The following is a 25,060-nucleotide window of genomic DNA, read 5'->3' on the forward strand; positions in this document are numbered from 1 at the left end:
CTGGTTCAGTCTTCTTCGAGTTCGGCAAAGCGGGTAGCCAGGTGGTCGATCAGGGCACGCACGGCGGGCAGCAAACCGCGGCGCGAGGGAAAAACCACGTGGACGATTTCCCGGGGCGGAGCCCAGTCGGCCAGCAGGCTGAGCAGGCGGCCATCGGCCAGTGATTCGGTGACCATCATGCGGGGGAGCTGAACCACACCCTGCCCGGCCTCGGCCGCAGCACGCAGGGCGGGCATGCTCTGGGTGACCAGCCTGGGCCGGTGCTGGACACGCACGGACTCGCCGTCCGGGTGCTTCAGATGCCAAACATGACGCTCCCTGGGAAGGCCCAGCGCCAGACTGGGATAATCGGCCAGATCGGCAGGCGTCTCAGGCCACCCGCGGGCCTCCACCAGGTCCGGGCTGGCCAGCAGGCACTGGCCGCGATCGGCCAGGCGGCGCAAGGCCAGATCGCTGTCCTCCAGCGGTGGAGGGCGCACACGCAGGGCGAGATCAAGGCGCTCTTCGATGAGATCCACCCGCCGATTCGTGGCATCCACGTGAACGGCAACCTGAGGGTGGGCTGCCATGAATTCGGCCACCATGCGGCCTACCCGCGCATCCAGCAGGGCAACGGGGCAACTCATGCGAACGACCCCGCAGGGCTCGGATCGACTGCTGTCGATCGCTTCCTGGGCTGCCTCGGCCTGCACCAGCATGGCCTTGCAGTGGCCATAGTAGATACGGCCGATCTCGGTGGCTGTGACATGGCGGGTGGAGCGTTGCAGCAAGCGCACCCCCAACCGCTCCTCCAGAGCCGAGATACGTCGACTCAGGGTGGATTTCGGTTCACCCAGGACACGTCCGGCCGGCGCGAAACCGCCATGGTCGACAACCTGGACGAAGTAATAGAGGTCGTTGAGGTCCTGCATGCGCCTATCGTTCCATTGATGGAACGGTGAGTATAGATTCCACCCCCTACTCTTGTCAGTGATCTGCCCCCACACTGACTCCATCACCCATCAAATCACTTCCGGAGACAGGCATGAAGAAGATTCTTGCAACCTACAACCCACCCCCCGGCCACTGGGTCGGTGACGGATTTCCGGTACGCTCGCTGTTCTCCTACGACCGCCACGGCAAGCACATCAGCCCCTTCCTGCTGCTGGATCACGCCGGCCCCATGGAGTTTGACCCGGCCCCGCGGCCGCGGGGCGTGGGCGAGCATCCCCATCGGGGCATAGAGACCGTCACCATCGTCTATTCAGGTGAAGTGGAACACCTGGACTCCACCGGTGCCGGGGGAAAGATCGGGCCGGGCGATGTGCAGTGGATGACGGCCGGTGGCGGTATCCTGCACCAGGAATTCCATTCCCGCGAATTCACCGAACAGGGCGGGCAGATGGAGATGGTTCAGCTCTGGGTCAACCTTCCAGCCCGGGACAAGATGACGGAACCCGGCTACCAGACCCTGACCCGGGACACCATACCGGTGGTGGAGCTTTCCGATGGCGCCGGCAGCCTGCGCGTGATTGCCGGCGAATTCGAGGGCAAAACGGGCCCCGCAGATACCTTCACGCCCATGAGTGTCTGGGAGCTTCGCCTGGGGCGGGACAAGAGTACCCGCCTGCCACTCACCGAGGGCTGGACGGGACTGGTAGTCGCGCTGCATGGCACGGTTCAGGTCAATGGCGAGGCGGTGACCCGGGCCGATCAGGTCACGGTACTGGGCACCGATGGCGAAGGAATTCTGCTGGAAGCCAATGACGAGGCCCTGTTGCTGGTTCTGGCGGGTGAACCCATCAATGAACCCATCGTCGGTTACGGTCCCTTCGTCATGAACAGCCAGGCAGAAATCCACCAGACCATCGAGGATTTCCGTAACGGCCGCTTCGGCACCATGCCGCCCCGGGAGCGGGCCTGACATCACCCCCCGCCCCGTCGTCACCGGCGGCGGAGCGGGGCTTTCCAATCAGTCCGGCAAGGAGTCCGGCCGCGTCAGAGACAAAAGCTGAACGGGCTCCGATGCCGTCAGCTTCCAACCCTCAGAAGCGATCGCGAGAACCGCCATGGTTGCGGTGGAGAACCCCGCACCGGCAAACCGCCCGAGCTGGCGCAGGAGGCTGTCCAGACCCGGGTTGTGCCCCACCACCATGAGTGTACGGACGGAGGCAGGCTGCTCGGCAAGCACGGACATCAGGGTGGCGGGTTCGGCCAGATAAAGGCGCTGGTCAACAATCGTTTCCGGGCCGCCTTCTCCCAGCCCCGCACACACCAGTGCTGCCGTCTCCTGCGTGCGCCGGGCCGAGGAACACAGCAATTTCCCGGGATTCAGACCCAGACCGTTCATCCACAGGGCCATGCGCCGCACCTCACTCTGTCCCGCCGCGGTCAGAATGCGCTCATGATCACCACCCAAACCACCGGGTGCCGCTTCACCGTGGCGCATGAGAATGAGATGACGGGGAAGACTCATGTCAGAAACCAATTTGGAAAAGGACCAAGGGAAACCGCCTCAGAACGGTGGCCGAGCCGCCCGCCAGTTGGCCCAGACACCGGCACTGCCAAGCAGCAGGAAGAAAATGCCCACCCAGGCCGGCATGGAGAGGCCAAGAAAGGCCCAGTCCACCTCGGCGCAGTCACCGGTGCCGGTGAAGGCCATCTGCAGGGTTTCCCAGAAGCTGAACACTTCAATCATGTAGCCGAGATCGGCCCCGCAGGCCGCCCATTCATCACCCGGCAAATGCTGCTGGCGAATATGCCAGGCGGAAATACCCGCCCCGCTCACGGCCGTTGCGCCCAGCAGGCCCGCCATGATGCGCGAACGAAGCGGACCGCCCCCCAGGGCCGCTGCGACCAGAAAGACCAGCAGCAGTGCAATCATGGCGATTCGCTGGAAGATGCACAGCGGGCACGGCTCCAGGCCCAGCACGAACTGACTGTAATAGGCGTAGCTCAGCAGCACCACGCAGACGGCGGCGGCCATCAGGTTGAAGGGGCGGACTTCCAGCAAACGATCTGACACGGCATTTACTCTTGCGGCCAAGGGTTCGACGGGCATACTTTCCATTACCCGGAAGATTCGGCATTCTAGCAAAGGCTTCGTTCCCTGACCGGTTTTCGCCTGATCCGGGAACAAAAGAAAACCGCTACCGCAGTGCCCGAAACCCGGTGACTGATGGTAGGCTGGATGATATTGAACGCTCGTTTGAATAAGGGGAAAAACACATGAGCGACTGCCAGGCCTACGACAGCGAGCCCTGGTCGGACCAGTACGAGCAGCCGGTTGATCCGGCCGAAGTGGTTCCCGGCTACGACAATCTGCCCACCCTGATCCGCGAGGCCTCAAGGGCCTGGCCCGACAACATCGCCTTCACCACCTGCATGGCCAACGGCATGAACGGCTCACTGACCTTCGCTGAAGTGGAAGAGATGTCAGACGCCTTCGCCGCCTACCTGCGCGAGGAACTGGGCCTTGAGCCGGGTGCCCGGGTGGCCGTGCAGATGCCCAACTGCCTGGCCTTCCCGGTGACGGCCTTCGGCGTTCTCAAGGCCGGCTGTGTCCTGGTCAACACCAACCCGCTCTATACCGGGCCGGAAATGCGTCATCAATTCAATGATGCCGGCGCCGAGGTGGTGGTAATTCTTGACATGTTCATGGACAAGCTGGAATCGGTCATTGAGGACACCCGGATCAGGCACATCGTGGTGGCCAGTGTCGCCCAGTGGTTCCCGACCCTGGTGCGCGGCATCATGAAGGGCGTGTTGCGCTGGTGGAACCGGGTCATTCCCGACCATGAGCTGCCGGCCACCCCCATCAACCGGGCACTGGAGGCAGGTCGTCGGCACATTCGCGAAAAATCCATCGATGTTGCCGACTACAGCCGTCACCTTGGTGTTGATGATGGCGCCGTGCTGCAATACACCGGCGGCACCACCGGGGTGAGCAAGGGCGCGCTGCTCAGCCACGGCAACCTTCTGGTCAACATGCGCCAGCTCGACCAGATTTCCCGTGGTTACGTGGAAACCGGCAAGGACTGCGTGGTGACAGCGCTGCCGATGTATCACATCTTTGCCTTTACAGTGAATCTGCTGCTGTTCTATCACCATGGCGGTCGCAATGTACTGGTACCCAGCCCACGCCCCATCCAGAACTGCCAGCGAGCCATCGAGAACTATCCGGTGAACTGGATTACCGGCGTGAACACCCTCTACAACGCCCTGCTCAACGAAGAATGGTTCAATGTCTACCCGCCCAAAACCATGAAGGTGGCCCTGGCGGGCGGGACTGCACTGCACCAGTCCGTCGCCGACCGCTGGCAGAAGGTGGTGGGCTGTCCGATTGTCGAGGGCTATGGGCTGACCGAAAGTTCGCCCCTGCTCTGTTTCAACCCCATCAGCAAGGCGCGCAAGGACAGTATCGGCATTCCTGCCCCCGGCACACGGGTACGCCTGGTCGATGAAAGTGGCGAGTGCGTTGCCCCGGGTGAGCCGGGTGAATTGATTGCACACGGACCCCAGATCATGACCGGTTACTGGAACCGCCCGGAAGAAACGGAGAAGACTCTGAAGGATGGCTGGCTCTACACCGGGGATGTGGCGGTCATGGACGAGGACGGCTTTTTCCGCATCGTTGACCGCAAGAAGGACATGATTCTGGTCAGCGGATTCAACGTCTACCCCAATGAGGTGGAGGATTGCCTCGCCCGCCTGGACAAGGTACATGAATCCGCCGTCATCGGTGTGGATGACGAGAAATCCGGTGAAGTGGTATGGGCCTTTGTCGTCAAGCGCGATGACAGCCTCAACGAAGCCGAACTGGAAGCCCACTGCAAGGCCGAACTGGCGGCCTACAAGCGGCCGAAGAAGTTCATCTTCCGAGAGGAACTGCCCAAGACCCCCGTGGGCAAAGTGCTGCGCAAGGAGCTGCGCGCCGAAGTCCAGGCTGGCAATAGCCAGTCTACCGCCGCCTGATCTGGAGACGCTGACATGCTGACACCACTCGAAGAACAACTCCTGGCGATCATGATGATCGTGATCATGCTCGGGATGGGCGCATCACTGACGTTCAAGGATTTCCGCATTGCCCTTCGCCATCCCCAGGCCATCGGCATCGGCTTTGCCTCTCAATACCTGTTCATGCCGCTAATCGCCTTCCTGCTGGCCAAGACCTTCAACCTCAGCGGCCCCCAGACCATTGGTCTCATCCTCATGGGCTGCGTGCCGGGCGGGACAACATCCAACATCTTCGCCTATTTTTCAAAGAGCATGCTGAGCCTGAGCATCCTCATGACCATCTGCTCCACCATTGCGGCCTTCATCATGGTGCCGATTGTCATGGAAGTGTACACACGGGGCGTGGAAGACGCGCTGCGGATCCCACCCGGGAACATCGCCAGCATTCTCTTCGTGCTTCTCATTCCCACGCTCATCGGCATGTGGGCACGAAAGAAGAACGCCAACTTCGGGGCAGTGACCGAACTGGTCGGAGGCGTGCTTGGTGTAGTGGTGATTCTGTTCCTGCTGGTGACCTGGATCCCGCGCAACTGGGATCTACTCATGGAAACCAGCTTCGCCGTCTACGGATCGGCCATCTTTCTCGGCCTTTGCGGCTTCCTCATTGGATACTGGTTCAGCCGCGGCTTCCGGCTGGACAAACGGAAATCCCGCACCGTATCACTGGAAACCGGGATCCAGAACGGCCCTCTCGCCATCCTGATCGTGGTACTGACCTTTGACGGCGTGATTCAGCAGGAAATCATGCTGATTCCGGTAATGTACTCTCTGTTCATCGTGATCAATTCCACGATCATCACCTTCTTCTATCGGGCCCGCAGCCTCCGGGAGGAACTGTCACGGGACCAGGCGAAGGTTGAGCCGGCCAAATAAGGCCGGACGGGGCCAGTCGTTGTCGTTGTCGTTGTCGGCATTTCAGATACCTGCAAATGCCGATTACGATTACGACAACGACTATGAGGGCCGGGGCTGTTGGCACTTACCCTTGCTCACGCGGTGCGCTCTCACCGATCTCTTTCTCCATCTCCTCAATGGGGGCATGGCGCAGATCCTTCCCCTCCACCAGGTAGATAATGTATTCGCCAATATTCTTGGCGTGGTCCCCAATGCGCTCAAGCGAGCGCGCCACGAAGCTCATGTCCAGCGTTCGGCGGACGTTGCGCGGGTCTTCCATCATGTAGGTGATGTTCTGGCGCATGATGGCATCGTATTCAGCATCCACCACCTCGTCTTCCCGGGCCACCTTCAGCGCGACTTCCGGGGCCAGTCGGGCGAAACCATCCAGCGCTTCGCGCACCATGCTCCGCACATGCCGCCCCAGGTGCTCCACTTCCCGATACGCCTTTGACGGGCGGTCGCTCTCCGCCAGGCGAATGGCAAGCCGTGCGATTCGTTCGGCCTCATCCCCGATTCGCTCCAGATCGGTAATGGTCTTGACGATGGAAAGCACAAGACGCAGGTCACTGGCAGCCGGCTGCCGGCGGGCCAGGATCAGGTTGCATTCTTCATCGATCTCTTTTTCCATGTCATTTATCTGGCGATCTGCCTCGATGACTTCTTCCGCCAGTGTAATGTCGTTCTCCACCAGGGAACGAACCGCATCGCCGATCTGGCGCTCCACCAGCCCGCCCATGGCCAGCACACGATTCCTCACATCTTCCAGCTCCCGATTGAACTGGCGCGAGATATGCTGATTCAGATTCAGTTTATCCATGACTCACCCCTGCTTGTGCAATCCATCAGCCGTAGCGTCCGGTAATATAATCTTCGGTGGCCTTCTTCTTCGGATTGGTGAAGACGGTCACGGTGTCGTTGTACTCGATCAACTCACCCATGTAGAGATAGGCTGTATAATCCGATACACGGGCAGCCTGCTGCATGTTATGGGTCACGATAACGATGGTGTATTCATCCTTGAGCTCGTAAATCAATTCCTCGATCTTGGCCGTGGAAATGGGGTCGAGCGCAGACGCCGGCTCATCAAGCAGAAGCACTTCAGGCTCAATTGCAATGGCACGAGCAATCACCAACCGCTGCTGCTGACCACCGGATAAGCCGAATGCATTCTCATGCAGACGATCTTTCACCTCGTCCCAGAGTGCGGCACGCCGGAGCGACTTCTCCACCACCTCATCAAGCGTTCGGCGATTCTTCACCCCCTGTAGCCGCAAGCCATAGGCCACATTCTCATAGATACTCTTGGGAAAGGGGTTTGGCTTCTGGAAAACCATGCCAACCTGCCGCCTCAGTTCCGGAACATCAATGCCTGGCGCGTAGATATCACGCCCCTCCAGCTCAATCCTGCCCTCGATCCGGCAGATATCGATCAGGTCATTCATCCGATTCATGCAACGCAGCAAGGTTGACTTGCCACAGCCACTTGGCCCGATGAACGCAGTTACCCGCTTTGCCGGAATCTTGAGATTGATGCCCTTGAGTACCTGATCCTCGCCATACCAGAGGCGAAGGTCATCCACGTTGATACTGATGGTCTCATCGGAGAGTTTCAGCTTCCGCCCATCCGGCTGCTTCGCGAAGTGCTTCGGATCCATGGCCCGACCGATCTCCTGATGGTTGGCGTTCTGATTATCCATGAGGTGTTACCTATAGTGTCACGTTCATTTCAACGGGTGGAGAGCGAATCAGTCGCTCTCACTCTTGTATTTCTCGCGCAGACGGTTGCGAATCGCTATGGCAGTGAGATTCAGCACGATGATAATGGTCACCAGCACCAGCGCCGTCGCGTAGACCAGCGGCCGCGCCGCTTCCACATTGGGGCTCTGAAAACCAACGTCGAAAATGTGGAAGCCGAGATGCATGATGCTGCGCTCAAGATGTACATAGGGGAACTGACCGTCCACCGGCAGGTTCGGTGCGAGCTTGACCACACCCACCAGCATCAAGGGCGCCACCTCTCCGGCAGCGCGTGCTACGGCCAGGATCAGGCCGGTCATCATGGCAGGCGACGCCAGGGGAATAACGGTCCGCCAAAGCGTCTCCGCCTTGGTGGCGCCCAGCGCCAGGCTGCCCTCCCGCACGGTCTTCGGGATACGGGCAAGGCCTTCTTCCGTCGACACGATGACCACCGGCAACGTCAGCAAGGCAAGCGTCAGTGACACCCAGATGAGGCCCGGAGTCCCAAAGGTCGGCGAAGGCAGTGCCTCCGGGTAGAATATCCGATCGATATTCCCGCCCATGAAGTAGACGAAAAAACCGAGACCAAATACGCCAAACACGATGGAGGGCACACCCGCCAAATTGTTGACTGAAATCCGGATGGCCCGGGTCAGCGGCCCCTGCTTGGCATACTCACGCAGATAGATGGCCGCCAGAACACCAAATGGTGTCACGAAAATGGACATGATGAATACCATGACCACGGTACCGAAGATGGCGGGAAAGATGCCCCCCTCGGTATTGGCCTCGCGGGGATAGTCCGAGAGAAAGCTCCACAAACGGGAGAAATACTCCGCCACCTTGGCCGGAAAGGACATGGCGTTTGGGGCTGTGGCACGAACCACGTTGGAAAAGTTGATTTCCACAAGGCGCCCATCCATGGCCTCAAAGATTGCCGATGCTGCTGCCGCCTGTTGACGTTTCAGATTGCGCCGCTCACGCAGACGCTCATAGTCAATCTCCAGCTGCTGACGCTCGGCGTTGATGACTTCGTAACGCGCCTGTTTCTCTTCTGCGCTCAGGCGCTCATTCATTTCAACCCGCCTCTGCTCAAGGCGGAGCTGCTCAATGCGATGATTGATCGCACCGACTTCATAACGGTCAATCCTCGATACTTCAGCCATCAGGGAGGCACTGTGCGCTGCACGCTGCCTCAAGGCTTCCTGCGCTTCCAGGCCCGTCGCCACGGTGACACCTTGTTCCCGAACCTCCCGAACATAGCCAATGAAATCACCCCATTCCCGACGCTCGACCTTCACCGCATCACGGGGATATCGCCACTCTCCCATATTGCGGTCAAGGAACCAGTTGAAATCGCGAGTGAAGATGTCCCGATTACCGAGCTTGAGCAGATGACGAACCACCAGATCCTGGTCCTCCGGCACATGGAAGCCGGACTCACGCATGACCGCAGCCGTGAGGGTTTCGGATTGACGATGCTCACCCAGCAGTCGAATACTCTCGCCCTGCTCATTGATGTAATCGATCTCTGCAATGGCGGACGGCCAGAAATGGCCGAGCCCGCGAACGGCGATAAGGGCGACCAGGCCGATCACCATGACAAGACTGATCGATACCGCGCCTGCGTTCAGCCAGATCCAGGGAGCACCACTTTCGAACCAGTTTTTCATTTCATGAATCCCGTGCAATCAGCCTAAGGTCTTAGAGCGAACTGTATTTCCTGCGCAGCCGCTGCCGGACGATCTCGGCAATGGTGTTCAGGATGAAGGTCGCCATGAACAGCACCAGGGCGGCGAGGAAAAGTATCCGGTAATGACTCCCCCCCCGGGCCGCTTCTGACATCTCAACCGCAATGTTGGCGGAAAGGGTGCGCATTCCCTCGAAAATATTGAAGTTAACGACCGGGCTGTTGCCGGTTGCCATGAGTACGATCATCGTCTCACCCACCGCCCGGCCAAAGCCGATCATGACAGCGGAAAAGATGCCCGGACTGGCAGTCAGCAGCACCACTCCCACCATGGTCTGCCAGGGAGTGGCACCGAGAGCAAGCGAGCCCTGAGTAAGGTGCTTGGGCACATTGAAGATCGCGTCTTCGGCGATGGAGAAAATGGTAGGAATGACGGCAAAGCCCATGGCAATCCCGACCACCAGGGCATTGCGCTGATCGTACGCAATCCCCTGGTCGGTAAACCACTGACGCATATCACCGTCAAACAAAGCGATCTCAATCCAGGGGCTTGAATACACGGAGATCCAGCCCACGAAAAGCACCAACGGAATGAGAATTGCTGCTTCCCAACCGGGCGGCACGCGTTCCCGCCATACTGCCGGGACGACTCGCGTCCACAGGAAGGCGGTCACCAGCATCAGCAATGGCATCAGAATCAGCACACTGAACACCGCCGGCAAGTGATTCTCCACGAATGGCGCCATCCACAGGCCGGCAAGAAAGCCCAGAATCACGGTGGGTAACGCTTCCATGATCTCGATGGTGGGTTTGACGTAGCCCCGCATGCGCGGCGTCATGAAGTAGGCACTGTAAATCGCCCCCATGATGGCCAGGGGCATGGCGAACAGCATGGCGTAGAAGGCGGCCTTGAGGGTGCCGACGGAAAGGGGGACAAAGCTGAATTTCGGCTCGAACTCGTCGGTGGCCGATGACGACTGCCAGACATACTCGGGTTTTTCCCGACCTTCGTACCAGACCCGGTTCCACAAGGCGGCGAAGGAGATTTCCGGGTGAGGGTTGTGCAGTCCGGCGTAGGCCAGGCCCTGATTCCCGGCCGCGAAAAGCACACCATCATTTCGTGGTGTCATCGCCACACGTGTGATCGGATCGTCTGAGACCTTGCTGACCGACAACGTTCGGGCTGACGTGGCGTAGTGAACACCCAGATGGCCGCTGTCATCACCCACCAGAAAGCCCTTGCGGCTGTATTCAGGGAAGATATGCGTGATTGCCCCGGGTTGGCGATCAAATTCGCGAATTCGTGTGAGGCGCCCGATATTGTCCTGATCACGAACCAGAAACCATTGCGTCAGGGAGCCATCGGCACCGCCCACGATGACAGACACGGTTCCAAGAAGATACTCCATGGCGGTTACACCGCCCTCCACTCCCTCGACGACACTGACTGAATCCCGCCGTTGAGCGTCGGCCGGGCGATGAATGTCGTAATAATGGAGATTGCCGATCTCATCACCGATGATCAGATTCCGAAGCGTAATATCAACCAGCATTCGGGAGACGTCATAAGGCGGTGTCGGCAACTGATGAAGGCTGCGGGTTAATTGCATCTCACCGGTCATGAAGTTCCTGCGGCCTTCATAACGGGCATAATGCAGACTCCCGTCCGCCAGCTCGGCGATTATTGCGAAACCGCGTGCACCTTCCTGAACGGCGATGTTTCGGATGGCAAGTGCCGCCTCGGAAACACGAATCGGCTCTTCCCCGAGGGGATAAGTGATTGATGGGGTGACCTTGCGCTCGCCGCCCGGATAGCTGATCCCGTACTCATGACGAACAACCAGCGCCCTGCCATCAGAGAGGCCAAAAGCAACCACGCCGGACCGAGGCTCGGCAGCGGCGAAGCTTGAGATGACCGTGCCCGTGGGGATATCAAGGATGACCGAGTCCAGTACGTCGCCATTGCGAGGGTTGAAGAAAGTCGCAACCCCATCCCGGGCGAAACGCACGGCCGCCACCTGGTGACGTTCCGAAGCGACATAAAGGGTCTCTGCCTGATCGGAGCCGGGCATCTCAAAGTGCTGTGCCTGTTCCAACCGAGCGCCCTGAAACAGAGGTACCACTTCACTGAAGAGATAGACGAATATTGTGCCCAGGGCAATGATCACGCCCACGCCGGCTGTGGCGATGAGGCCCTTTGCCATGGAATCCTTGATTCGGCGCCAGGTCCGCAAACGCTGCCGGGCTTCCGGACCCGGCAGGCCAGTGGTCTTGGCGCCAGTGTTCCCGGGGTTCCCGCTCATCTGCTGCTTCTCGCTCATTGTGCTCCTACCCAGCCCGGACAGTTGGAGAATGGACGCTGCGCATGCTACGGCGCTTGTGTGACAGGATTATGACAATGACAAAGTCTTGGAGCGGAGGTCGAAACAGAAAGATGACAGTCTTGTGACGGTTACTCCCATCACCACCACAGAAAACGGTTCTTCGTGCAAAAGCGGCGAGCCCGTGAGGTTATGGGGCGTCGGACCGGCAAAGGGTTTCCCCCGCTTTTCCGCGAAGAATCAAAAAACGCCCGACCTGGCGGCCGGGCGTTTCTCGCAGGGAAATACAGCAATAATCAGAGACCCAGCCGCTCCCGCCACTGGGCGGCAACCGCTTCGGGCAGGGGGATGAAGCCATCCCGCACCGTGACGTCCTGACCCTGGGCCGACAGAACCAGACGCAGGAACTCACGCTCCAGGGGCGGAAGTTCACGGTTGGGGTTCTTGTTGACCGCCACGTACAGGAATCGGGCCAAGGGATAGTCACCGGAAGCGGCATTCTCGGCATTGGGCTCGAACAGCTGACCGTCCTCACGACCGAGCTTGATCGCTTTCACACCAGAGGTGAGATAGCCAATGCCGGAATAGCCGATACCGTTACGGGACTCGGTCACGCCCTGAACCACCGAGGCGGAGCCCGGCTGCTCGTTGATGGAGTCCTTGAAGTCGCCGTCACACAGGGCGTGCTGGCGGAAGTAGCCATAAGTGCCGGAGACGGCATTACGGCTGTACAGGGTGATATCCCGGTTTGCCCATGCACCACTCAGCCCGACCTGACCCCAGCGGGTAATGGTCTCGGGATGACCGCAGCGACGGGTGTCGGAGAAGATGGCATCCACCTGGGGAATGGACAGGCCTTCAATGGGGTTGTCGCGGTTGACGTAGACCGCCAGGAGGTCAATGGCCACCGGCACCAGAGTCGGCGCGTAACCGTGAGCCTCTTCGAAAGCCTGCTGTTCACTTTCACGCATGCCGCGGCTCATGGGGCCAAAGTTGGCCGTACCCTGGGCCAACGCCGGCGGGGCCGTGCCCGTGCCCGCGCCCTGGATCTGAATATTGACGTTGGGGTAGAACTCCCGGAACTCCTCGGCCCACAGGGTCATGAGGTTGTTCAGGGTATCCGAGCCCTGAGAGGCCAGATTGCCGGAGATTCCGGAGACCGGCTCGTAGCGCGGCAAATTGGGGTCGATTTCCGGCTGGCTGGCCAGCGCGGCGCCGGAGACACCGAGACCGACGGCCAGTGTGGTCGTGATCAGTTTCTTGAGCATTTCCAATCCCTCGTTGCAGGTTGTGACTGACAATGGCTCGGGAGGGTTTGCCCCCGAATCGCAGGCCCATTCTTCTCCCGCTGGGTTACAAGGATACGTACGGTTCTTGACCGTTTTGTGACAGACGAGTAGGGGGGGGGATTGGGCCGGTTACGATTACGAATACGATGGAACAAAAAACCCCGCCACGAGGGCGGGGTTCGGGGTATTGCGCTACGGCCGTTTCAAGTCAGAAAGAGACCTGGGTGCGGAACAGGAAGATGTTCGGTTTTTCGCTCACACCGGCCACTTCGGCGTCCACCATGATGTAGTTCCACATGAAGCGGACGTTGCGGGCGGCGTACCAGTTCAGGCCGAGGGTAACGTTGTTCTGCTCACCACCCTGGACGTCGCCATCATTGAGGTTGATGTTGGAATAACGCAGACCCACTTCCCAGGAGCCAACGGCCGGGTTACGGAAGGCACCGCCGCGGTAGCTGCGCTGGGAGCCACCGATGACGTAGCTGGCCTGGGCGTAGTAACCGTCAAAATCAAAGCTGTCAAGACCATTGCCCCGGTCCACATTGGCGGTCAGATATTCACCCTGAATGACCAGCGGCCCCACCTGGTATCCAGCCTCAATCCCCAGACGATTGATGGAGTCCACATCAGCGATCGTGCCAGTATCCACAAGACGGACGCCGGTCACGCGGGATTCCGGTCGGCTGCGAAAACGGGCTGTCTCGTCTTCACTGTGAGCCGGATTCTCGGTGGTCAGGGCAACACCAAGGTGAAACACATTGTCATCACTGCGGATAGGTGTTCCAAAGAACCGAGCGCCAACACCCATGCCTTCGTCACCACCTTCAGCGACCCGCGTGTTGTTGGTGCCAACTTCCTGACCGAACAGCATACTGGAGAAAGCCCAGTTATCACCGCTGCTGCTATAGCCCACACCAAGACGACGGGACTGGGTGAAGTCGGTCGGGAGGGAACGCTCAATGAAGGCCAGGTGATTCGAGCTGGTGAGCTGATCCATGCCGAAAGGCACCTTGAAATTACCGATGGTCAGCGCACCATTCTCAAACCCACGATAACGGAGGTAGGCATCCCGAAATGCTACCCCATTTTCGGCAAAATCAATTTCCGACTGGTAGGACCAGTTATCGTCAATTGAACCACTGACACCCAGGCGGGCGCGGCGCAGGCGGAAGCCGTCAGCCAGCTCCACATTATCTTCATCATGAACAGCGTAATCCAGATGGATACGGCCCCGGGGTTCGGGAGAGGCCATGGCAGGCGCCATCACGGCGACGCCTACAACGGCAGTGATGGCGAGAACGCCGTACTTGCTGATGGAATTCATGGTTTACTCCTTACAACAGACGGTTGCATGTTCAGTCCCGGGGACACCACAGCCATCCCCATGCTTGTTTCACGCCCTTGAACGGTTGCTTACGCTCTTGAGGTGACGGAAGGCATGCTAGACCGCCTCCGTGTCACATCAATGACGGCTTTATTGCAGATTTGTGATGAAAGAAACACTGAATGATCGAGAGGCTGCATCAATGGCTCATATGTTGCCGACAATACGGGTACCGTCTCCACGCACCACCCGGTCTGCCGGTATCACACAGCGAAAACGACTTCCCTTACCGGGGGTGCTGTCGATCTCGAGACGCCCCCCATGGCGTTGTAGAACGTGCTTGACAATGGCAAGACCGAGCCCGGTACCGCCGCTTTTCCGGGCACGGCCGGAATCCACGCGATAGAATCGCTGGGTCAGCCTGGGGATGTGCCTTGGTTCAATGCCAGGCCCGGTATCCGTCACCGTGAATCGTCCCGTCCCGGCCGGCGAATTATCCCAGACGATTCTCACTTCCCCCGCTTCCGGGGTGAACCGCATGGCATTGAAGACCAGGTTGGAAAAGGCGCTGTACAGTTCTTTCTCCGCGCCCAGTACACGAGTGTCGCCGCTGACTTCCAGCCGAACCTCCTTGGGTCCAACAGCTAGCGCCAGCGCCTCTTCCCGAATTCGCGCCGCCAGCCCGTGCACGTCCACGATATCCCTGGGTGCATCCGGCTCCTGCGACTCCAGCCGTGCCAGTTCCAGCAGATCATTGACGATATCGGTCATGCGGCGGGTCTGCTCCTGCATCTTCCGTACCGGCATGGACCAGTCGGTGGCAACCACCTCATCCTCGGCCATTGCATCAAGATAGCCCTGCAGCACAGTCAACGGTGAACGCAGCTCATGTGAGGCATTGGCGACGAAATCCCTTCGCATCCTTTCCAGGCGGTTCAGGCGGGTCATGTCCCGTACCAGGAGCAGGCGCTGTCCCTCACCATACGGAATGAGAGACAGAGCAAGCCAGCGATCAGGCACCAGAGGGGACTCAATTTCCACCGGCTCGTCATCATGTCCATCGCGAAGCTTCTTCAGAAAAGCCGGATCGCGCAAAAGGTTGCCGATGGGCTGACCCAGGTCCTGATTACCCTTGAGACCGATCAGTTGCTGTGCCGCCTGATTGAACCAGACGATATGGCCGGCATGATCCAGTACAACGGTGCCGTCGGGCATGGCCTCGGTGGAATTGCGAAACTCACGCAATACACGCGCAAGTCGGCGTTTGCGACTGAGATGGCGTTGCTGAAGTCGATAGTAATGATCGAACACCTCACCCCATACGCCAGAGCCTTCCGGTGGATTACGCTTTCGGTCCAGGCGGAACCAGCGTTCCAGTCGATACAGCTGCCGTAGATGCCAGGCCAGATAGAAAGCCAGACCGGCCATGGCACCGTAAGCAATACCAATGGTGAGACCACCGATGATCATGGCTGGCAAGAGGAGGAGAAGAAATCGGAGAAATTCCAGCGGCCAGACTGATCTCATTGCCCGTTCCCCGCTGCGGCACCTCTATCAAGCCAGTGGCCGCTCATTCAGCCGGCCTCGGGTGAGAAGCGATAACCGCTGCCACGCACGGTCTGAACGTAGCCATCGAATCCCGCAGGTGCGAGCGCCTTTCGAAGGCGGCGGATATGGACATCCACGGTGCGTTCTTCCACATAGACATTACTGCCCCAGACCCTGTCCAGCAGCTGTCCGCGAGTATAGACCCGATCCGGGTGAGTCATGAAGAACGTCAGCAGACGATACTCGGTCGGGCCCAGGTTGATCGGCTGCCCGTTTCCGGTGACGCGGTGACTGGCCATATTGATCTGCAGGCCATCGACGGCCACCAGGTCTTCGCCTCCATCGGGTGCGGCCCGGCGCAGGACGGCCTGGATCCGGGCAATCATTTCCCGTGAGGAAAACGGCTTGGTGATGTAATCGTCCACGCCACTCTCCAGGCCGCGCACCTTGTCATCTTCTTCGGAGCGGGCCGTGAGCATGATGATGGGCAGGCCGCGGGTCAGGTCATCCCGCTTCAGCAGACGGGCATATTCCAGGCCGCTCATGTCCGGCAGCATCCAGTCGAGAACAATCAGATCCGGCAACTGATCCGCCACTATCAGCCGGGCCTGGTTGACATCTTCGGCTTCCACGACCTCGAAACCCGCACGTGTCAGAGAGAAGGCCACCATTTCGCGAATGGCCGCTTCGTCCTCCACCACCAGTATCCGCTTTCCACTCATGATTCATGGAACCTTTGGGTTTTGGTTCGTGCGGATTACAACAGGGCAATATGACAATGTGATGACAGCCTGGCCCCCGAATGTGACCTTTTGATGACACTCCCTCGACAAGGCAAGCCGCCGTCAGGACCCGCCGGGCCTGGTGCGAGCCGGCTCGGCAACACGGTCACGCAGGTAGACCGGCTGGGCTTGGGCAGGGGTGAGCAAGGGCGCTCCCCTGGCCTGCTCGGCCATGGCAATGCCCAGCATGTATTTCGCATCGGGAAACTTATCCGGCAGCACGACAGCTGGCCGGCCCGAGAGAGCCCGCGTGAGTGCCTCGCCGTAGACGCCCCAGCCCGCGCCAATCGCGGTTGCCGTCTCGATGTTCAGCGCCACCTTTACCTGCTCTGGCGGACAGACCCGCTCCTGGACGACTCCCTCCGGGACACCCTCTCGAATCCGCCAAGCACCCCAGTAGACCTCACCCATGCGCGCATCCAGGGCCGTCAGGATCGTCTCGGCGCCTTGCTCTTCATGGGCCGACATGGCCATCGCTGCCAGAGTGGACACCGGATACAGTCCACACCCGAGCCCGAGACTCAAACCATGAGCCACGCCGGCGGCAATGCGTACACCGGTGAACGCGCCGGGACCACGACCAAAGGCGATCCACTCGATGCCATGGCGATCGGTACCGGCCTCTTCCAGGACGGCATCCACCATGGGCAGAATGAGATCGGCGTGGCGACGCGGTGCCAGCTCGAAACGATGATGGACCACCCCCTCATGCCAAAGGGCGGCCGAACAGGCCTCAGTAGCGGTATCAATAGCCAGAATGCTCACGCGGTATCACGCTCTTCGTTGACGCGGTCACGGCCTTCGCGGCCAAGGCTTTCAAGGAATCGACAGACCTTGTCACGATCCCGGGTCTTGGCCATGGGCGGCAGGCTGTCGATGAAAATCCGCCCATAGCCCTTCTGCAGCAGGCGCGGATCGCCAATGACCATGACGCCGCGATCCGCCGTGTCACGGATCAGCCGCCCCACACCCTGCTTCAGGGTAATCACGGCATGGGGAAGCTGCCACTCCATGAAGGGCGAACCGCCGCGTTCCTTGATGGCCTCGATGCGTGCCTCAATGACCGGGTCACCGGGTGACTGAAAGGGGAGCTTGTCGATGACCACCAGGCTCAGCGCCTCGCCCTTCACGTCCACCCCCTCCCAGAAACTCTGGGTCCCCAGCAGAACCGCCCGGCCATCCGCCCGGAATTTCTCCAGCAGGCGTGCCCGCGGGCCGTCCCCCTGAACCAGCACCTCCCGGTCCAGCCTTCCCGCCAGGATCCCGGCGGCCTCACGCAGGGCCCGGTGACTGGTAAAGAGCAGAAAACATCCCCCAGGAGCGGCTTCCACCAGTGGCAATACCTCCTCCACCAGGGCGCGCGTGTAATCAGGTGCGTTGGCCGCGGGCAGACCGTCCGGATGGTACAGAACGGCATTGCGACTGTAATCAAAGGGGCTGCCCACCACCAGTTCCCCGGCTGCAGACAGGCCCAGGCGTTGACGGAAATGGCTGACTTCGCCGCGCACGGCCAGTGTGGCCGAGGTAAATACCCAGCTGGCCGGTACACCCGCAATCCAGTCGCCCAGGCGATCAGCGGTGGACAGCGGAGTGGCATGAAGCACGAAACCACGATCACTGACTTCCAGCCAGCGAACCAGGGCCTCCTCACTTTCCTCGGCAATGAACAACTTGAGCGTCTCACGCAATTTCAAACCGCGTCGGCGGCAATTATCCAGCCCCTTGCTGTGACCGCCCAGGGTCTCCAGCTGGCCATTGACGGTCTCCAGCACACCGCCCAGGTCAGTCAGCGCCTCCACCGCCTCGGCTTCATCGGCCGGGTTCCATCGGGAACGGTGCTCGCCCTCGGGCAGGGACAGGCGTGCGGCCTGAACCGCCGGCACCAGACGATCCAGCACTTCGCGAAACCCGCCGGCCGCCGCGCCGGCCTTGACTGCCTCGGCCAGGGTATCGCTGGCGAAGTCACGGATCTGGCGCGCACTGATGCCGGTACCGAAATGCTTGCTGGCCACTTCCGGCAATTGATGGGCTTCATCCACCACCACCAGGTCGGCCTCCGGCAGCAGCTCGCCGAAACCGTCCTCGCGCAGCGCAAAATCGGCCAACATCAGGTGATGGTTGACCACCACCACACGCCGCTGCATGGCCTCCTGCCGGGCCTTGAGCACAAAACACTCCCCGTGGCGGGGGCAATCCTGGCCGAGGCAGTTGTCTCCGGTGGAGGTCACCATGGGCCAGAGCCGTGAGGTCTCGGCCAGTTCCGGGCCCTCTGCGAGGTCGCCGCTGTTCGTCTTTCGCGACCAGATGGCGACCTCCTTGAGCTGGCCGTGTTCCTTGCGACCCAGGTCCGTGCGCTGGCGGGCATCCTCGAGTCGATGCAGGCAAAGGTAGTTGCTGCGCCCCTTCAGCAGGGCCACCTGATCCTGCTCGCCGGACTGGCCCAGCGCTTCCATCACCAGCGGAAGATCACGGTGAAAGAGCTGATCCTGCAGGTGTCGGGTTCCGGTGGAAATGATTGTCCGGCGACGGCTGGCCAGAGCCGGGGCCAGATAGGCAAAGGTCTTGCCCACACCGGTGCCGGCCTCGGCCAGGAGATGGCCACCTTTCTGCAGCACCGCGGCAACCGCATCGGCCAGCGTCTGTTGCTCCGCACGGACGCGAAAATCGGGAATGTGCGCCGCCAGGGGGCCGTCGGCACCCAGCAAGCCGGCGAGGGATTGGGAAGAGTTTTCAGCCATGGATGCATTCTATCAGGCCCGCCGTCTGTCGGGGCTCTGGTCGATGCCCCCCAAATCGTCACCGAAATGTCATCCGCCGGTCATTTTGACTGGCGATTCAGGGCCTCCGGCGGCTATACTCCCGTCTCCGCCACGGGCCAGGAGGAGCCCGTCCGCCGCCGGATGATTTCAAGCAGGAAATTCAGAGGTCCCCCATGAGCACACGCAATGCAGAACTCGCCCAGTGGGTAGAGGAAGTCGCCCGTCTCACACGCCCCGACCGGATTCAATGGTGCGACGGTTCCGAAGCCGAAGATGAGCGCCTGATCGACCAGATGCTGGACAGCGGCGAGCTGATCCGCCTGAACGAGAAAACCCACCCCGGCTGCTATCTGCATCGCTCCGACCCGGCCGACGTGGCCCGCGTGGAACACCTGACATTCGTCTGCACAGAACAGGAAGCGGATGCCGGTCCCAACAATCACTGGATGGCGCCTGGTGACGCCCGCGAGAAGATGCTGGGGCTGTTCGAGGGCTGCATGGAAGGGCGAACCCTCTACGTGGTGCCCTATTGCATGGGGCCGGTGGCCTCCCCCCTCTCCCGTTGTGGCGTCGAGATCACCGACAGCCCCTATGTGGTAGTCAACATGCGGCGCATGACCCGCATGGGCAAGGCGGCGCTGGAACGCATCGAACGCGGCGACAGCTTCGTCAAGGGCCTGCATTCCACCGGCGAGCTGGATCCGGAACGTCGCTTCATCATGCACTTCCCCGAGTCCCTGGAGATCATGAGTTACGGCTCGGGATACGGCGGTAATGCCTTGCTGGGCAAGAAGTGTCACGCCCTGCGCATCGCCAGCTACCAGGCCCGCACCGAGGGCTGGCTGGCCGAGCACATGCTGATCGTCGGTATCGAAAACCCCCAGGGCGAGACCCATTATGTGGCCGCGGCCTTCCCATCGGCCTGCGGCAAGACCAACCTGGCCATGCTGATTCCGCCGGAATCCCACCAGGGCTGGAAGATCTGGACCGTGGGTGATGACATCGCCTGGCTGCACCCCGGGAAAGACGGCCGACTCTGGGCCATCAACCCGGAAGCCGGATATTTCGGGGTCGTACCGGGCACCAGCCCCAAGACCAACCCCAATGCCTACGAAATGATCACCCGGGACACCATTTTCACCAATGTGGCGGTGACCGAGGACAATCAGCCCTGGTGGGAAGGCAAGAAGGACGGCCAGCCGGCCCATGACTGGCAGGGTCGTCCCTGGAACCCGGATTCCGGCAAGGCCGCCGCCCACCCCAACTCCCGTTTCACCGTGTCGGCGACCCAGAATCCGAGCCAGAGCCCGGAGGCCGAGGCTCCGGCCGGCGTCCCGATCTCGGCCATCATGTTCGGTGGCCGACGCCGCGACCTGGCCCCGCTTGTATTCGAAGCCCGCGACTGGAATCACGGTGTGCTGGTGGGTGCCGGCATGGCCTCCGAGACCACGGCCGCCGCCACGGGCGCCCAGGGTGTGGTACGTCGTGACCCCATGGCCATGAAGCCTTTCTGCGGCTACAACTTCGCCGATTATTTCAGCCACTGGCTCAACGTGGGTGCGAAACTGGACAAACCACCACGGATTTTCCACGTCAACTGGTTCCGCCAGGATGCCGAGGACAACTTCATCTGGCCGGGTTTTGGCGAGAACCTGCGTGTGCTGCGCTGGGTGCTTGATCGCTGCCACGGCAACGCCAGTGCCGTGGAAACCCCCATTGGCTTCCTGCCGACCCTGGATGCCATTGACCAGGAAGGCCTGTCCATGAAGGACGGCGCCATGGAAGAACTGCTAAGCGTGGACGAAGCCCTGTGGCAGTCGGAAATGACTGGTATCGGCGATTTCTTCGACCAATTTGGGGAACGCATTCCGGAAGCCCTGATGGAGGAGTTCCGACGGGTGGTGGAAGCCCTTGGCAACGACAAGGCCCAGCAGGCCGGGGCCAGTCGCTGACCATTCCGTTGAGTTGGCTCCGGGGGATCTCCTTATAGACATTCCCAAAAAAATGAAAGGCCGGAACCCCTGGGTTCCGGCCTTTTTTCAACACGCTTTCCGTACTCACTCCGATTCATTGAGGCCTTCATCCAGCTGTCGGGCCCAGGTCATGGCCTCGGTCTGGAAATGATTGATCTGTCGAAGCGGGATGCCCAGCCGTCGCGAACCGTGACGAATCTCTTCCACATCGAAATGGTCACAGGCAATAGCCAGCTGCAGATAGGGTGCATAGGGGCCTTCGCGCTTGATCAGGGCCAGCCGAATGGGCTCGGGCAACTGCAGAGTACCCACCGATTCCTCCAGACTCATGCCGAACAGGACATCCAGCAGGGAAAACATGCCTGTCATGAATAGATGATCCCGCTGGGCATTGCCGAAATGAGCTGCGCCAAGCAGCTCAGTGGTGCGCGCCCGAATCAGAGCGGTTCTCAACAGGGCACGGGGCGCGACACTCTGCTTGCTGTTACGCATCATCATCATGCTGAGCCAGCGCGCCAGGCGTGTCTTGCCGAGCATGACCAGAGCATGCTTGATGGAGTTGACCTCCTCCGCCAGCCCCATGCCCGGGCTGTTGATGTAACGAAGAATGTTGAACGACAGGGCAACGTCCTGCTTGAATTCACTTTCAACGACATCGCGTGGTGCATCGGAAAGCACCAGATTGAACAATCTGGAAACGCGCTCGGCGTGGGGGTCGACACGCCGCATGTGCAGGGTTTCCGGTCGTGCGAAAAAATAACCCTGGTAATAGTTCATGAACAGGGATCGGGCCAGTTTGAAGTCGTCCGCATCTTCCACTTTCTCCGCGATCAGACGCAGGCCTCGCCCTCGCAGTTGCCGAACCTCCTTCCTAGCCTCCTCATCACTCAAATCGCCGATGCTCAATTTGGCGAAATCGATCACATTGAGAAAGTCCGGGTCGGAATGGCCCACGCGGAAATTGGTCATGGCGAAGCGATACCCCATCCGTTTGAGTTCATGCAGGCGATCCATGAGCGGTTGCTCGACCACCAGCTTCGATGAAAGGTCGAGCACAACGCGTTTCTGCGGAAGTATTTCGAGCAGGGGATGCTCAAGCATTTCGGCGGGCACCTTGACGAAGGCGACGCCATTCCCCATGACCTTCTCCAGGCCCAGGTTGTTGAGCGTGTTGAGAAGTACGTCACCGGTGGCCGCCACGTCGTCGTGGATATCGGCCGCATCAGTAAGCAGGTCGTTGCGGAACAACAGCTGCCAGGCAACGATTTCCCGGCGGTTGTTGACGATGGGCTGGCGACCGACGAACAGCTCCGGCAGGTTCGGTTGACGCCGCGTCTGGCCATTGGTCTGGCTCGGCCGAGAGCTTGTCTTTACCCGATCGGTGGCCACCTCCTGCCGCCCGGCCACCGCTTCCGTCTTGTCGGCACTTCTGAATCGAGACAACAGCGTTCTAAGCATCCCAACTCCCTCTGGATGTTCTTCCGCTCATTCTTCCATGGCTGCCGCTGCTCAAGCTGCGGCAACTGCCATGCCGTTGCCCCCTTTACCAACTCACCTGTCGTCATCGGCGTCTGCCAGAATGCCTGCCAAGGCGCCCCCCGCCATGACATGACATAAGCCGTATCTCATTGTGGCACGAATCCGGACATTTTTCCCGCACTCTGTGCCAGCTCATGTAAAACATTGCCTGTTTCCTGCAAGTATAGTGAAATTCTCGGAAAAAACGGCAATTTTGGGTTAGGCTTGGCAGTATGGAGCCTGCCAGTGGAAACGGCGAGGTGCCCGGCCCGGCGAGTCCGGGCGAACCGGGACCAATTCACTCCAGGGGAAGTAGAACGGCCATGGACACTGACCTGCTGGACAAGCTGAATCTGGAGCCCGACTACGAGTCGATGCAGTTGTTCGCTGCCAGCTCCGCCGCCTTGCCGGACATCAGCTCGGAAACCCTGCAGAATACGCTCGAGTCCTGTGGTCACGGCGAGTGCGAGCTTGAGTCCGAGCGTGTACTCGCCTTCATCGCCGCCGCTCGACAGGGCCCCACCGACCCCATGCCCCTGGGGCCCATCGCGCACGGTGAGATGAAACTGGACATTGCCGATGACGGCCTCACCGCATGGCTGACTGTCACCCCACCTCGTGGCGGACGGGCCGTGGGTGAAGACGCCGCCATCGACAGCATCTGGGCCGAGGGTGTGGTTCATGGGGTCGACAAGGATGCCGTTCGACGCATCGTGAGAGTGGCTGACGGAATCAAACACGTCATTGCCCGCGGTGTCCCGGCACAGGATGGCGAGGACGCCTGGTTTCAACCGCTTGTGGCTGACATGGTGGATCGGCGTCCGCGGATTGATGACAGCGAGCGTGCCGATTTCCGGGAGCTGGGCGGTGTGATCACTGTCCAGGCCGGTGATCCACTGATTCGTCGCCATCCACCAACGGAAGGCGAACCCGGCACGGATGTCCAGGGCCTGCCCATTCCACCCAGGCCCGGGGCCAACAAGCAGTTCCGGGGACGAATGAAGGGTGTGCGCGTGGATGACGGGGATCCCGACCTGTTGATCGCGGCCATCGATGGCCAGCCGATCTGGAAGGACGATACCGTGATGGTCAGCCCAACCCTGGATCTGGATCAGGTCGACCTCTCCACCGGGAACATCGATTTCAATGGTACCGTTCGGGTGCGCGGTGAAGTGGCCTATGGCATGAGCGTCCGCGCCAGTGACGACATCCAGGTTGGTGGCTTGGTGGAGGGTGCCAGCCTGTCTGCCGGCGGCGATATCGTGGTTCGTGGCGGCATCATTGGCCAACGCCGCAAGGGGAGCGACCGATTCAATGCCATCGTGCGCTGTGAGGGCTCTCTGGAAGCCCGCTTTCTCGAGCATACACAGGTCATTTGCGGCACCGATGTACTCGTCCGGGATCTGGTCGCCAACTGTGATATCGAAGCCGGGGAAAAGATCATCGTCGGTGCCAGGGGCACACGCAAAGGGCACGTCATGGGCGGTCGCTATGAAGCGTTCGAAATCATCCGCGCCGTGCAGCTTGGCAGCCCTTCCGGCGTGGAGACCCGCCTGCGTGTGGGCAATCAGTTTCGCCTCAAGAAACGGATTCGCCAGTTGACGGATCGCCTGCGTGATCCGAGCCTGCCTCCAGAAATGGCCGAATACACCCAAATGCGCCAATCGGAACTGGGCGAGACGCTGGCGGGGCTGGAAAACCACGCCTCAATCATTGCAAAAGATGGTGTTTTCACGCGAGTTGTCATGCAAATCGGTGCCGTTACCCGGAATTTCACAGCAGATGCGGCTGGCGGCGCCTATCGTCGGCGCCAGAATACCATTGAGCTGGATCTGAGCCGGTAAACGCTGATCGGCGGGCCGCCCTGTTCTATAATCCGGGCATGGTTCCACAAGCGGGAGGAATCCGCATGGACATCGGCAACAGCTTCCAGAACGGCGCCCAGGCCATTCAGCGGGCAGAAGTGGGCATGACCCAGTCGGCCCGGACCATTGCCAGCCAGTCGGCTGCCGGAAGCAATGACCAATCCCAGCCGCAGGAAATCACCGAGGCAATGGTGAACAACATTAGTTACGAAGCTCAGGCCGGTGCCGGCGTTCGCGTTATCCAGTCAGCCGCGGAAAGTCAGGAAGCCCTGGGGCAACTGGTGGATACCCGGGCCTGACCCCAGGCAGCCCCCGTCAGCCTTGAATCTGAACCGCGACCCTGAGTCGCGGTTTTTTTTTGA

At 60.4% G+C, this 25,060-nt stretch carries 20 protein-coding genes; 6 read left to right on the forward strand and 14 right to left on the reverse strand.

The features are described from left to right. Positions 1 to 5 precede the first annotated feature (5 nt). Entirely contained in the window at positions 6 to 911 is a 906-nt protein-coding gene (locus RBH19_RS00525) for a LysR family transcriptional regulator (protein WP_306726851.1), read from the reverse strand. Between the two features lie 113 nt (positions 912 to 1,024). On the opposite strand from RBH19_RS00525, the gene RBH19_RS00530 reads away from it, so the two are divergent. After that, positions 1,025 to 1,903, forward strand: coding sequence for a pirin family protein (locus tag RBH19_RS00530; protein WP_306726852.1), 879 nt, complete (start codon positions 1,025 to 1,027; stop codon positions 1,901 to 1,903). Positions 1,904 to 1,951: 48 nt separating this feature from the next. Here the strand turns inward: RBH19_RS00530 and RBH19_RS00535 are convergent, their stop codons facing one another. Next, a complete protein-coding gene (locus tag RBH19_RS00535; protein WP_306726853.1) occupies positions 1,952 to 2,455 on the reverse strand; it encodes a SixA phosphatase family protein in 504 nt (167 codons plus the stop codon). A gap of 39 nt (positions 2,456 to 2,494) precedes the next feature. Further along, complete coding sequence (locus RBH19_RS00540) at positions 2,495 to 3,004, reverse strand: disulfide bond formation protein B (RefSeq protein ID WP_306726854.1); 510 nt, start codon at positions 3,002 to 3,004, stop codon at positions 2,495 to 2,497. A gap of 203 nt (positions 3,005 to 3,207) precedes the next feature. On the opposite strand from RBH19_RS00540, the gene RBH19_RS00545 reads away from it, so the two are divergent. Both RBH19_RS00545 and RBH19_RS00550 read left to right on the forward strand, forming a co-directional pair. Then, a complete protein-coding gene (locus RBH19_RS00545) occupies positions 3,208 to 4,953 on the forward strand; it encodes an AMP-binding protein (protein ID WP_306726855.1) in 1,746 nt (581 codons plus the stop codon). Between the two features lie 15 nt (positions 4,954 to 4,968). Further along, the gene (locus tag RBH19_RS00550) at positions 4,969 to 5,868 is read left to right on the forward strand and encodes a bile acid:sodium symporter family protein (protein ID WP_306726856.1); all 900 of its coding nucleotides are present in this window, start codon (positions 4,969 to 4,971) and stop codon (positions 5,866 to 5,868) included. 106 nt (positions 5,869 to 5,974) lie between these two features. Here the strand turns inward: RBH19_RS00550 and phoU are convergent, their stop codons facing one another. The 10 genes from phoU to yoaA all read right to left on the reverse strand — a co-directional run bounded on the left by phoU (position 5,975) and on the right by yoaA (position 19,321). Beyond that, complete coding sequence (gene phoU / locus RBH19_RS00555) at positions 5,975 to 6,709, reverse strand: phosphate signaling complex protein PhoU (protein ID WP_306726857.1); 735 nt, start codon at positions 6,707 to 6,709, stop codon at positions 5,975 to 5,977. Positions 6,710 to 6,734: 25 nt separating this feature from the next. Then, positions 6,735 to 7,589 carry a phosphate ABC transporter ATP-binding protein PstB gene (gene pstB / locus RBH19_RS00560; protein WP_445353954.1) on the reverse strand — a complete coding sequence of 285 codons (855 nt, stop codon included), beginning with the start codon at positions 7,587 to 7,589 and terminating at the stop codon, positions 6,735 to 6,737. A 48-nt stretch (positions 7,590 to 7,637) separates the two neighbouring features. Next, the gene (gene pstA, locus RBH19_RS00565) at positions 7,638 to 9,302 is read right to left on the reverse strand and encodes a phosphate ABC transporter permease PstA (protein WP_306726858.1); all 1,665 of its coding nucleotides are present in this window, start codon (positions 9,300 to 9,302) and stop codon (positions 7,638 to 7,640) included. Positions 9,303 to 9,333: 31 nt separating this feature from the next. Further along, entirely contained in the window at positions 9,334 to 11,523 is a 2,190-nt protein-coding gene (locus tag RBH19_RS00570; protein WP_306727283.1) for an ABC transporter permease subunit, read from the reverse strand. A gap of 413 nt (positions 11,524 to 11,936) precedes the next feature. Beyond that, the gene (locus RBH19_RS00575; RefSeq protein WP_306726859.1) at positions 11,937 to 12,908 is read right to left on the reverse strand and encodes a PstS family phosphate ABC transporter substrate-binding protein; all 972 of its coding nucleotides are present in this window, start codon (positions 12,906 to 12,908) and stop codon (positions 11,937 to 11,939) included. Between the two features lie 229 nt (positions 12,909 to 13,137). Continuing rightward, entirely contained in the window at positions 13,138 to 14,253 is a 1,116-nt protein-coding gene (locus RBH19_RS00580) for an OprO/OprP family phosphate-selective porin (protein WP_306726860.1), read from the reverse strand. A gap of 207 nt (positions 14,254 to 14,460) precedes the next feature. Continuing rightward, positions 14,461 to 15,780, reverse strand: a complete 1,320-nt coding sequence (phoR, locus tag RBH19_RS00585; protein ID WP_306726861.1) for a phosphate regulon sensor histidine kinase PhoR — start codon at positions 15,778 to 15,780, stop codon at positions 14,461 to 14,463. 47 nt (positions 15,781 to 15,827) lie between these two features. Continuing rightward, complete coding sequence (phoB, locus tag RBH19_RS00590; protein WP_306726862.1) at positions 15,828 to 16,523, reverse strand: phosphate regulon transcriptional regulator PhoB; 696 nt, start codon at positions 16,521 to 16,523, stop codon at positions 15,828 to 15,830. A gap of 123 nt (positions 16,524 to 16,646) precedes the next feature. Beyond that, entirely contained in the window at positions 16,647 to 17,348 is a 702-nt protein-coding gene (tsaB, locus tag RBH19_RS00595) for a tRNA (adenosine(37)-N6)-threonylcarbamoyltransferase complex dimerization subunit type 1 TsaB (RefSeq protein WP_306726863.1), read from the reverse strand. Next, positions 17,345 to 19,321, reverse strand: a complete 1,977-nt coding sequence (gene yoaA / locus RBH19_RS00600) for a DNA repair helicase YoaA (RefSeq protein WP_306726864.1) — start codon at positions 19,319 to 19,321, stop codon at positions 17,345 to 17,347. The genes tsaB and yoaA overlap by 4 nt, the downstream gene beginning before the upstream one ends. A 179-nt stretch (positions 19,322 to 19,500) precedes the next feature. On the opposite strand from yoaA, the gene RBH19_RS00605 reads away from it, so the two are divergent. Next, positions 19,501 to 21,294 carry a phosphoenolpyruvate carboxykinase (GTP) gene (locus tag RBH19_RS00605; RefSeq protein WP_306727284.1) on the forward strand — a complete coding sequence of 598 codons (1,794 nt, stop codon included), beginning with the start codon at positions 19,501 to 19,503 and terminating at the stop codon, positions 21,292 to 21,294. A 105-nt stretch (positions 21,295 to 21,399) separates the two neighbouring features. Here RBH19_RS00605 and RBH19_RS00610 read toward each other — a convergent pair whose 3' ends face one another. Further along, positions 21,400 to 22,773 (reverse strand): EAL and HDOD domain-containing protein, encoded by a 1,374-nt coding sequence (locus RBH19_RS00610; RefSeq protein ID WP_306726865.1) that lies wholly within the window; start codon positions 22,771 to 22,773, stop codon positions 21,400 to 21,402. 383 nt (positions 22,774 to 23,156) lie between these two features. Between RBH19_RS00610 and RBH19_RS00615 the strand changes: the two genes are divergently transcribed. Both RBH19_RS00615 and RBH19_RS00620 read left to right on the forward strand, forming a co-directional pair. Further along, the gene (locus RBH19_RS00615) at positions 23,157 to 24,677 is read left to right on the forward strand and encodes a flagellar assembly protein A (protein ID WP_306726866.1); all 1,521 of its coding nucleotides are present in this window, start codon (positions 23,157 to 23,159) and stop codon (positions 24,675 to 24,677) included. A gap of 65 nt (positions 24,678 to 24,742) precedes the next feature. Then, complete coding sequence (locus RBH19_RS00620) at positions 24,743 to 24,997, forward strand: hypothetical protein (protein ID WP_306726867.1); 255 nt, start codon at positions 24,743 to 24,745, stop codon at positions 24,995 to 24,997. The last annotated feature ends 63 nt before the right edge of the window (positions 24,998 to 25,060 follow it).

The organism is Natronospira bacteriovora, from assembly GCF_030848495.1.
GTDB classification, from domain to species: Bacteria; Pseudomonadota; Gammaproteobacteria; order Natronospirales; family Natronospiraceae; genus Natronospira; species Natronospira bacteriovora.

Coding starts and splice junctions, on each gene's coding strand:
- RBH19_RS00525 (WP_306726851.1), bottom strand. CDS start 911: ATGCAGGACCTCAACGACCTCTATTACTTCGTCCAGGTTGTCGACCAT.
- RBH19_RS00530 (WP_306726852.1), top strand. CDS start 1,025: ATGAAGAAGATTCTTGCAACCTACAACCCACCCCCCGGCCACTGGGTC.
- RBH19_RS00535 (WP_306726853.1), bottom strand. CDS start 2,455: ATGAGTCTTCCCCGTCATCTCATTCTCATGCGCCACGGTGAAGCGGCA.
- RBH19_RS00545 (WP_306726855.1), top strand. CDS start 3,208: ATGAGCGACTGCCAGGCCTACGACAGCGAGCCCTGGTCGGACCAGTAC.
- RBH19_RS00550 (WP_306726856.1), top strand. CDS start 4,969: ATGCTGACACCACTCGAAGAACAACTCCTGGCGATCATGATGATCGTG.
- phoU (WP_306726857.1), bottom strand. CDS start 6,709: ATGGATAAACTGAATCTGAATCAGCATATCTCGCGCCAGTTCAATCGG.
- pstB (WP_445353954.1), bottom strand. CDS start 7,589: ATGGATAATCAGAACGCCAACCATCAGGAGATCGGTCGGGCCATGGAT.
- pstA (WP_306726858.1), bottom strand. CDS start 9,302: ATGAAAAACTGGTTCGAAAGTGGTGCTCCCTGGATCTGGCTGAACGCA.
- RBH19_RS00570 (WP_306727283.1), bottom strand. CDS start 11,523: ATGGCAAAGGGCCTCATCGCCACAGCCGGCGTGGGCGTGATCATTGCC.
- RBH19_RS00575 (WP_306726859.1), bottom strand. CDS start 12,908: ATGCTCAAGAAACTGATCACGACCACACTGGCCGTCGGTCTCGGTGTC.
- RBH19_RS00580 (WP_306726860.1), bottom strand. CDS start 14,253: ATGAATTCCATCAGCAAGTACGGCGTTCTCGCCATCACTGCCGTTGTA.
- phoR (WP_306726861.1), bottom strand. CDS start 15,780: ATGAGATCAGTCTGGCCGCTGGAATTTCTCCGATTTCTTCTCCTCCTC.
- phoB (WP_306726862.1), bottom strand. CDS start 16,523: ATGAGTGGAAAGCGGATACTGGTGGTGGAGGACGAAGCGGCCATTCGC.
- yoaA (WP_306726864.1), bottom strand. CDS start 19,321: ATGGCTGAAAACTCTTCCCAATCCCTCGCCGGCTTGCTGGGTGCCGAC.
- RBH19_RS00610 (WP_306726865.1), bottom strand. CDS start 22,773: ATGCTTAGAACGCTGTTGTCTCGATTCAGAAGTGCCGACAAGACGGAA.
- RBH19_RS00615 (WP_306726866.1), top strand. CDS start 23,157: ATGGACACTGACCTGCTGGACAAGCTGAATCTGGAGCCCGACTACGAG.
- RBH19_RS00620 (WP_306726867.1), top strand. CDS start 24,743: ATGGACATCGGCAACAGCTTCCAGAACGGCGCCCAGGCCATTCAGCGG.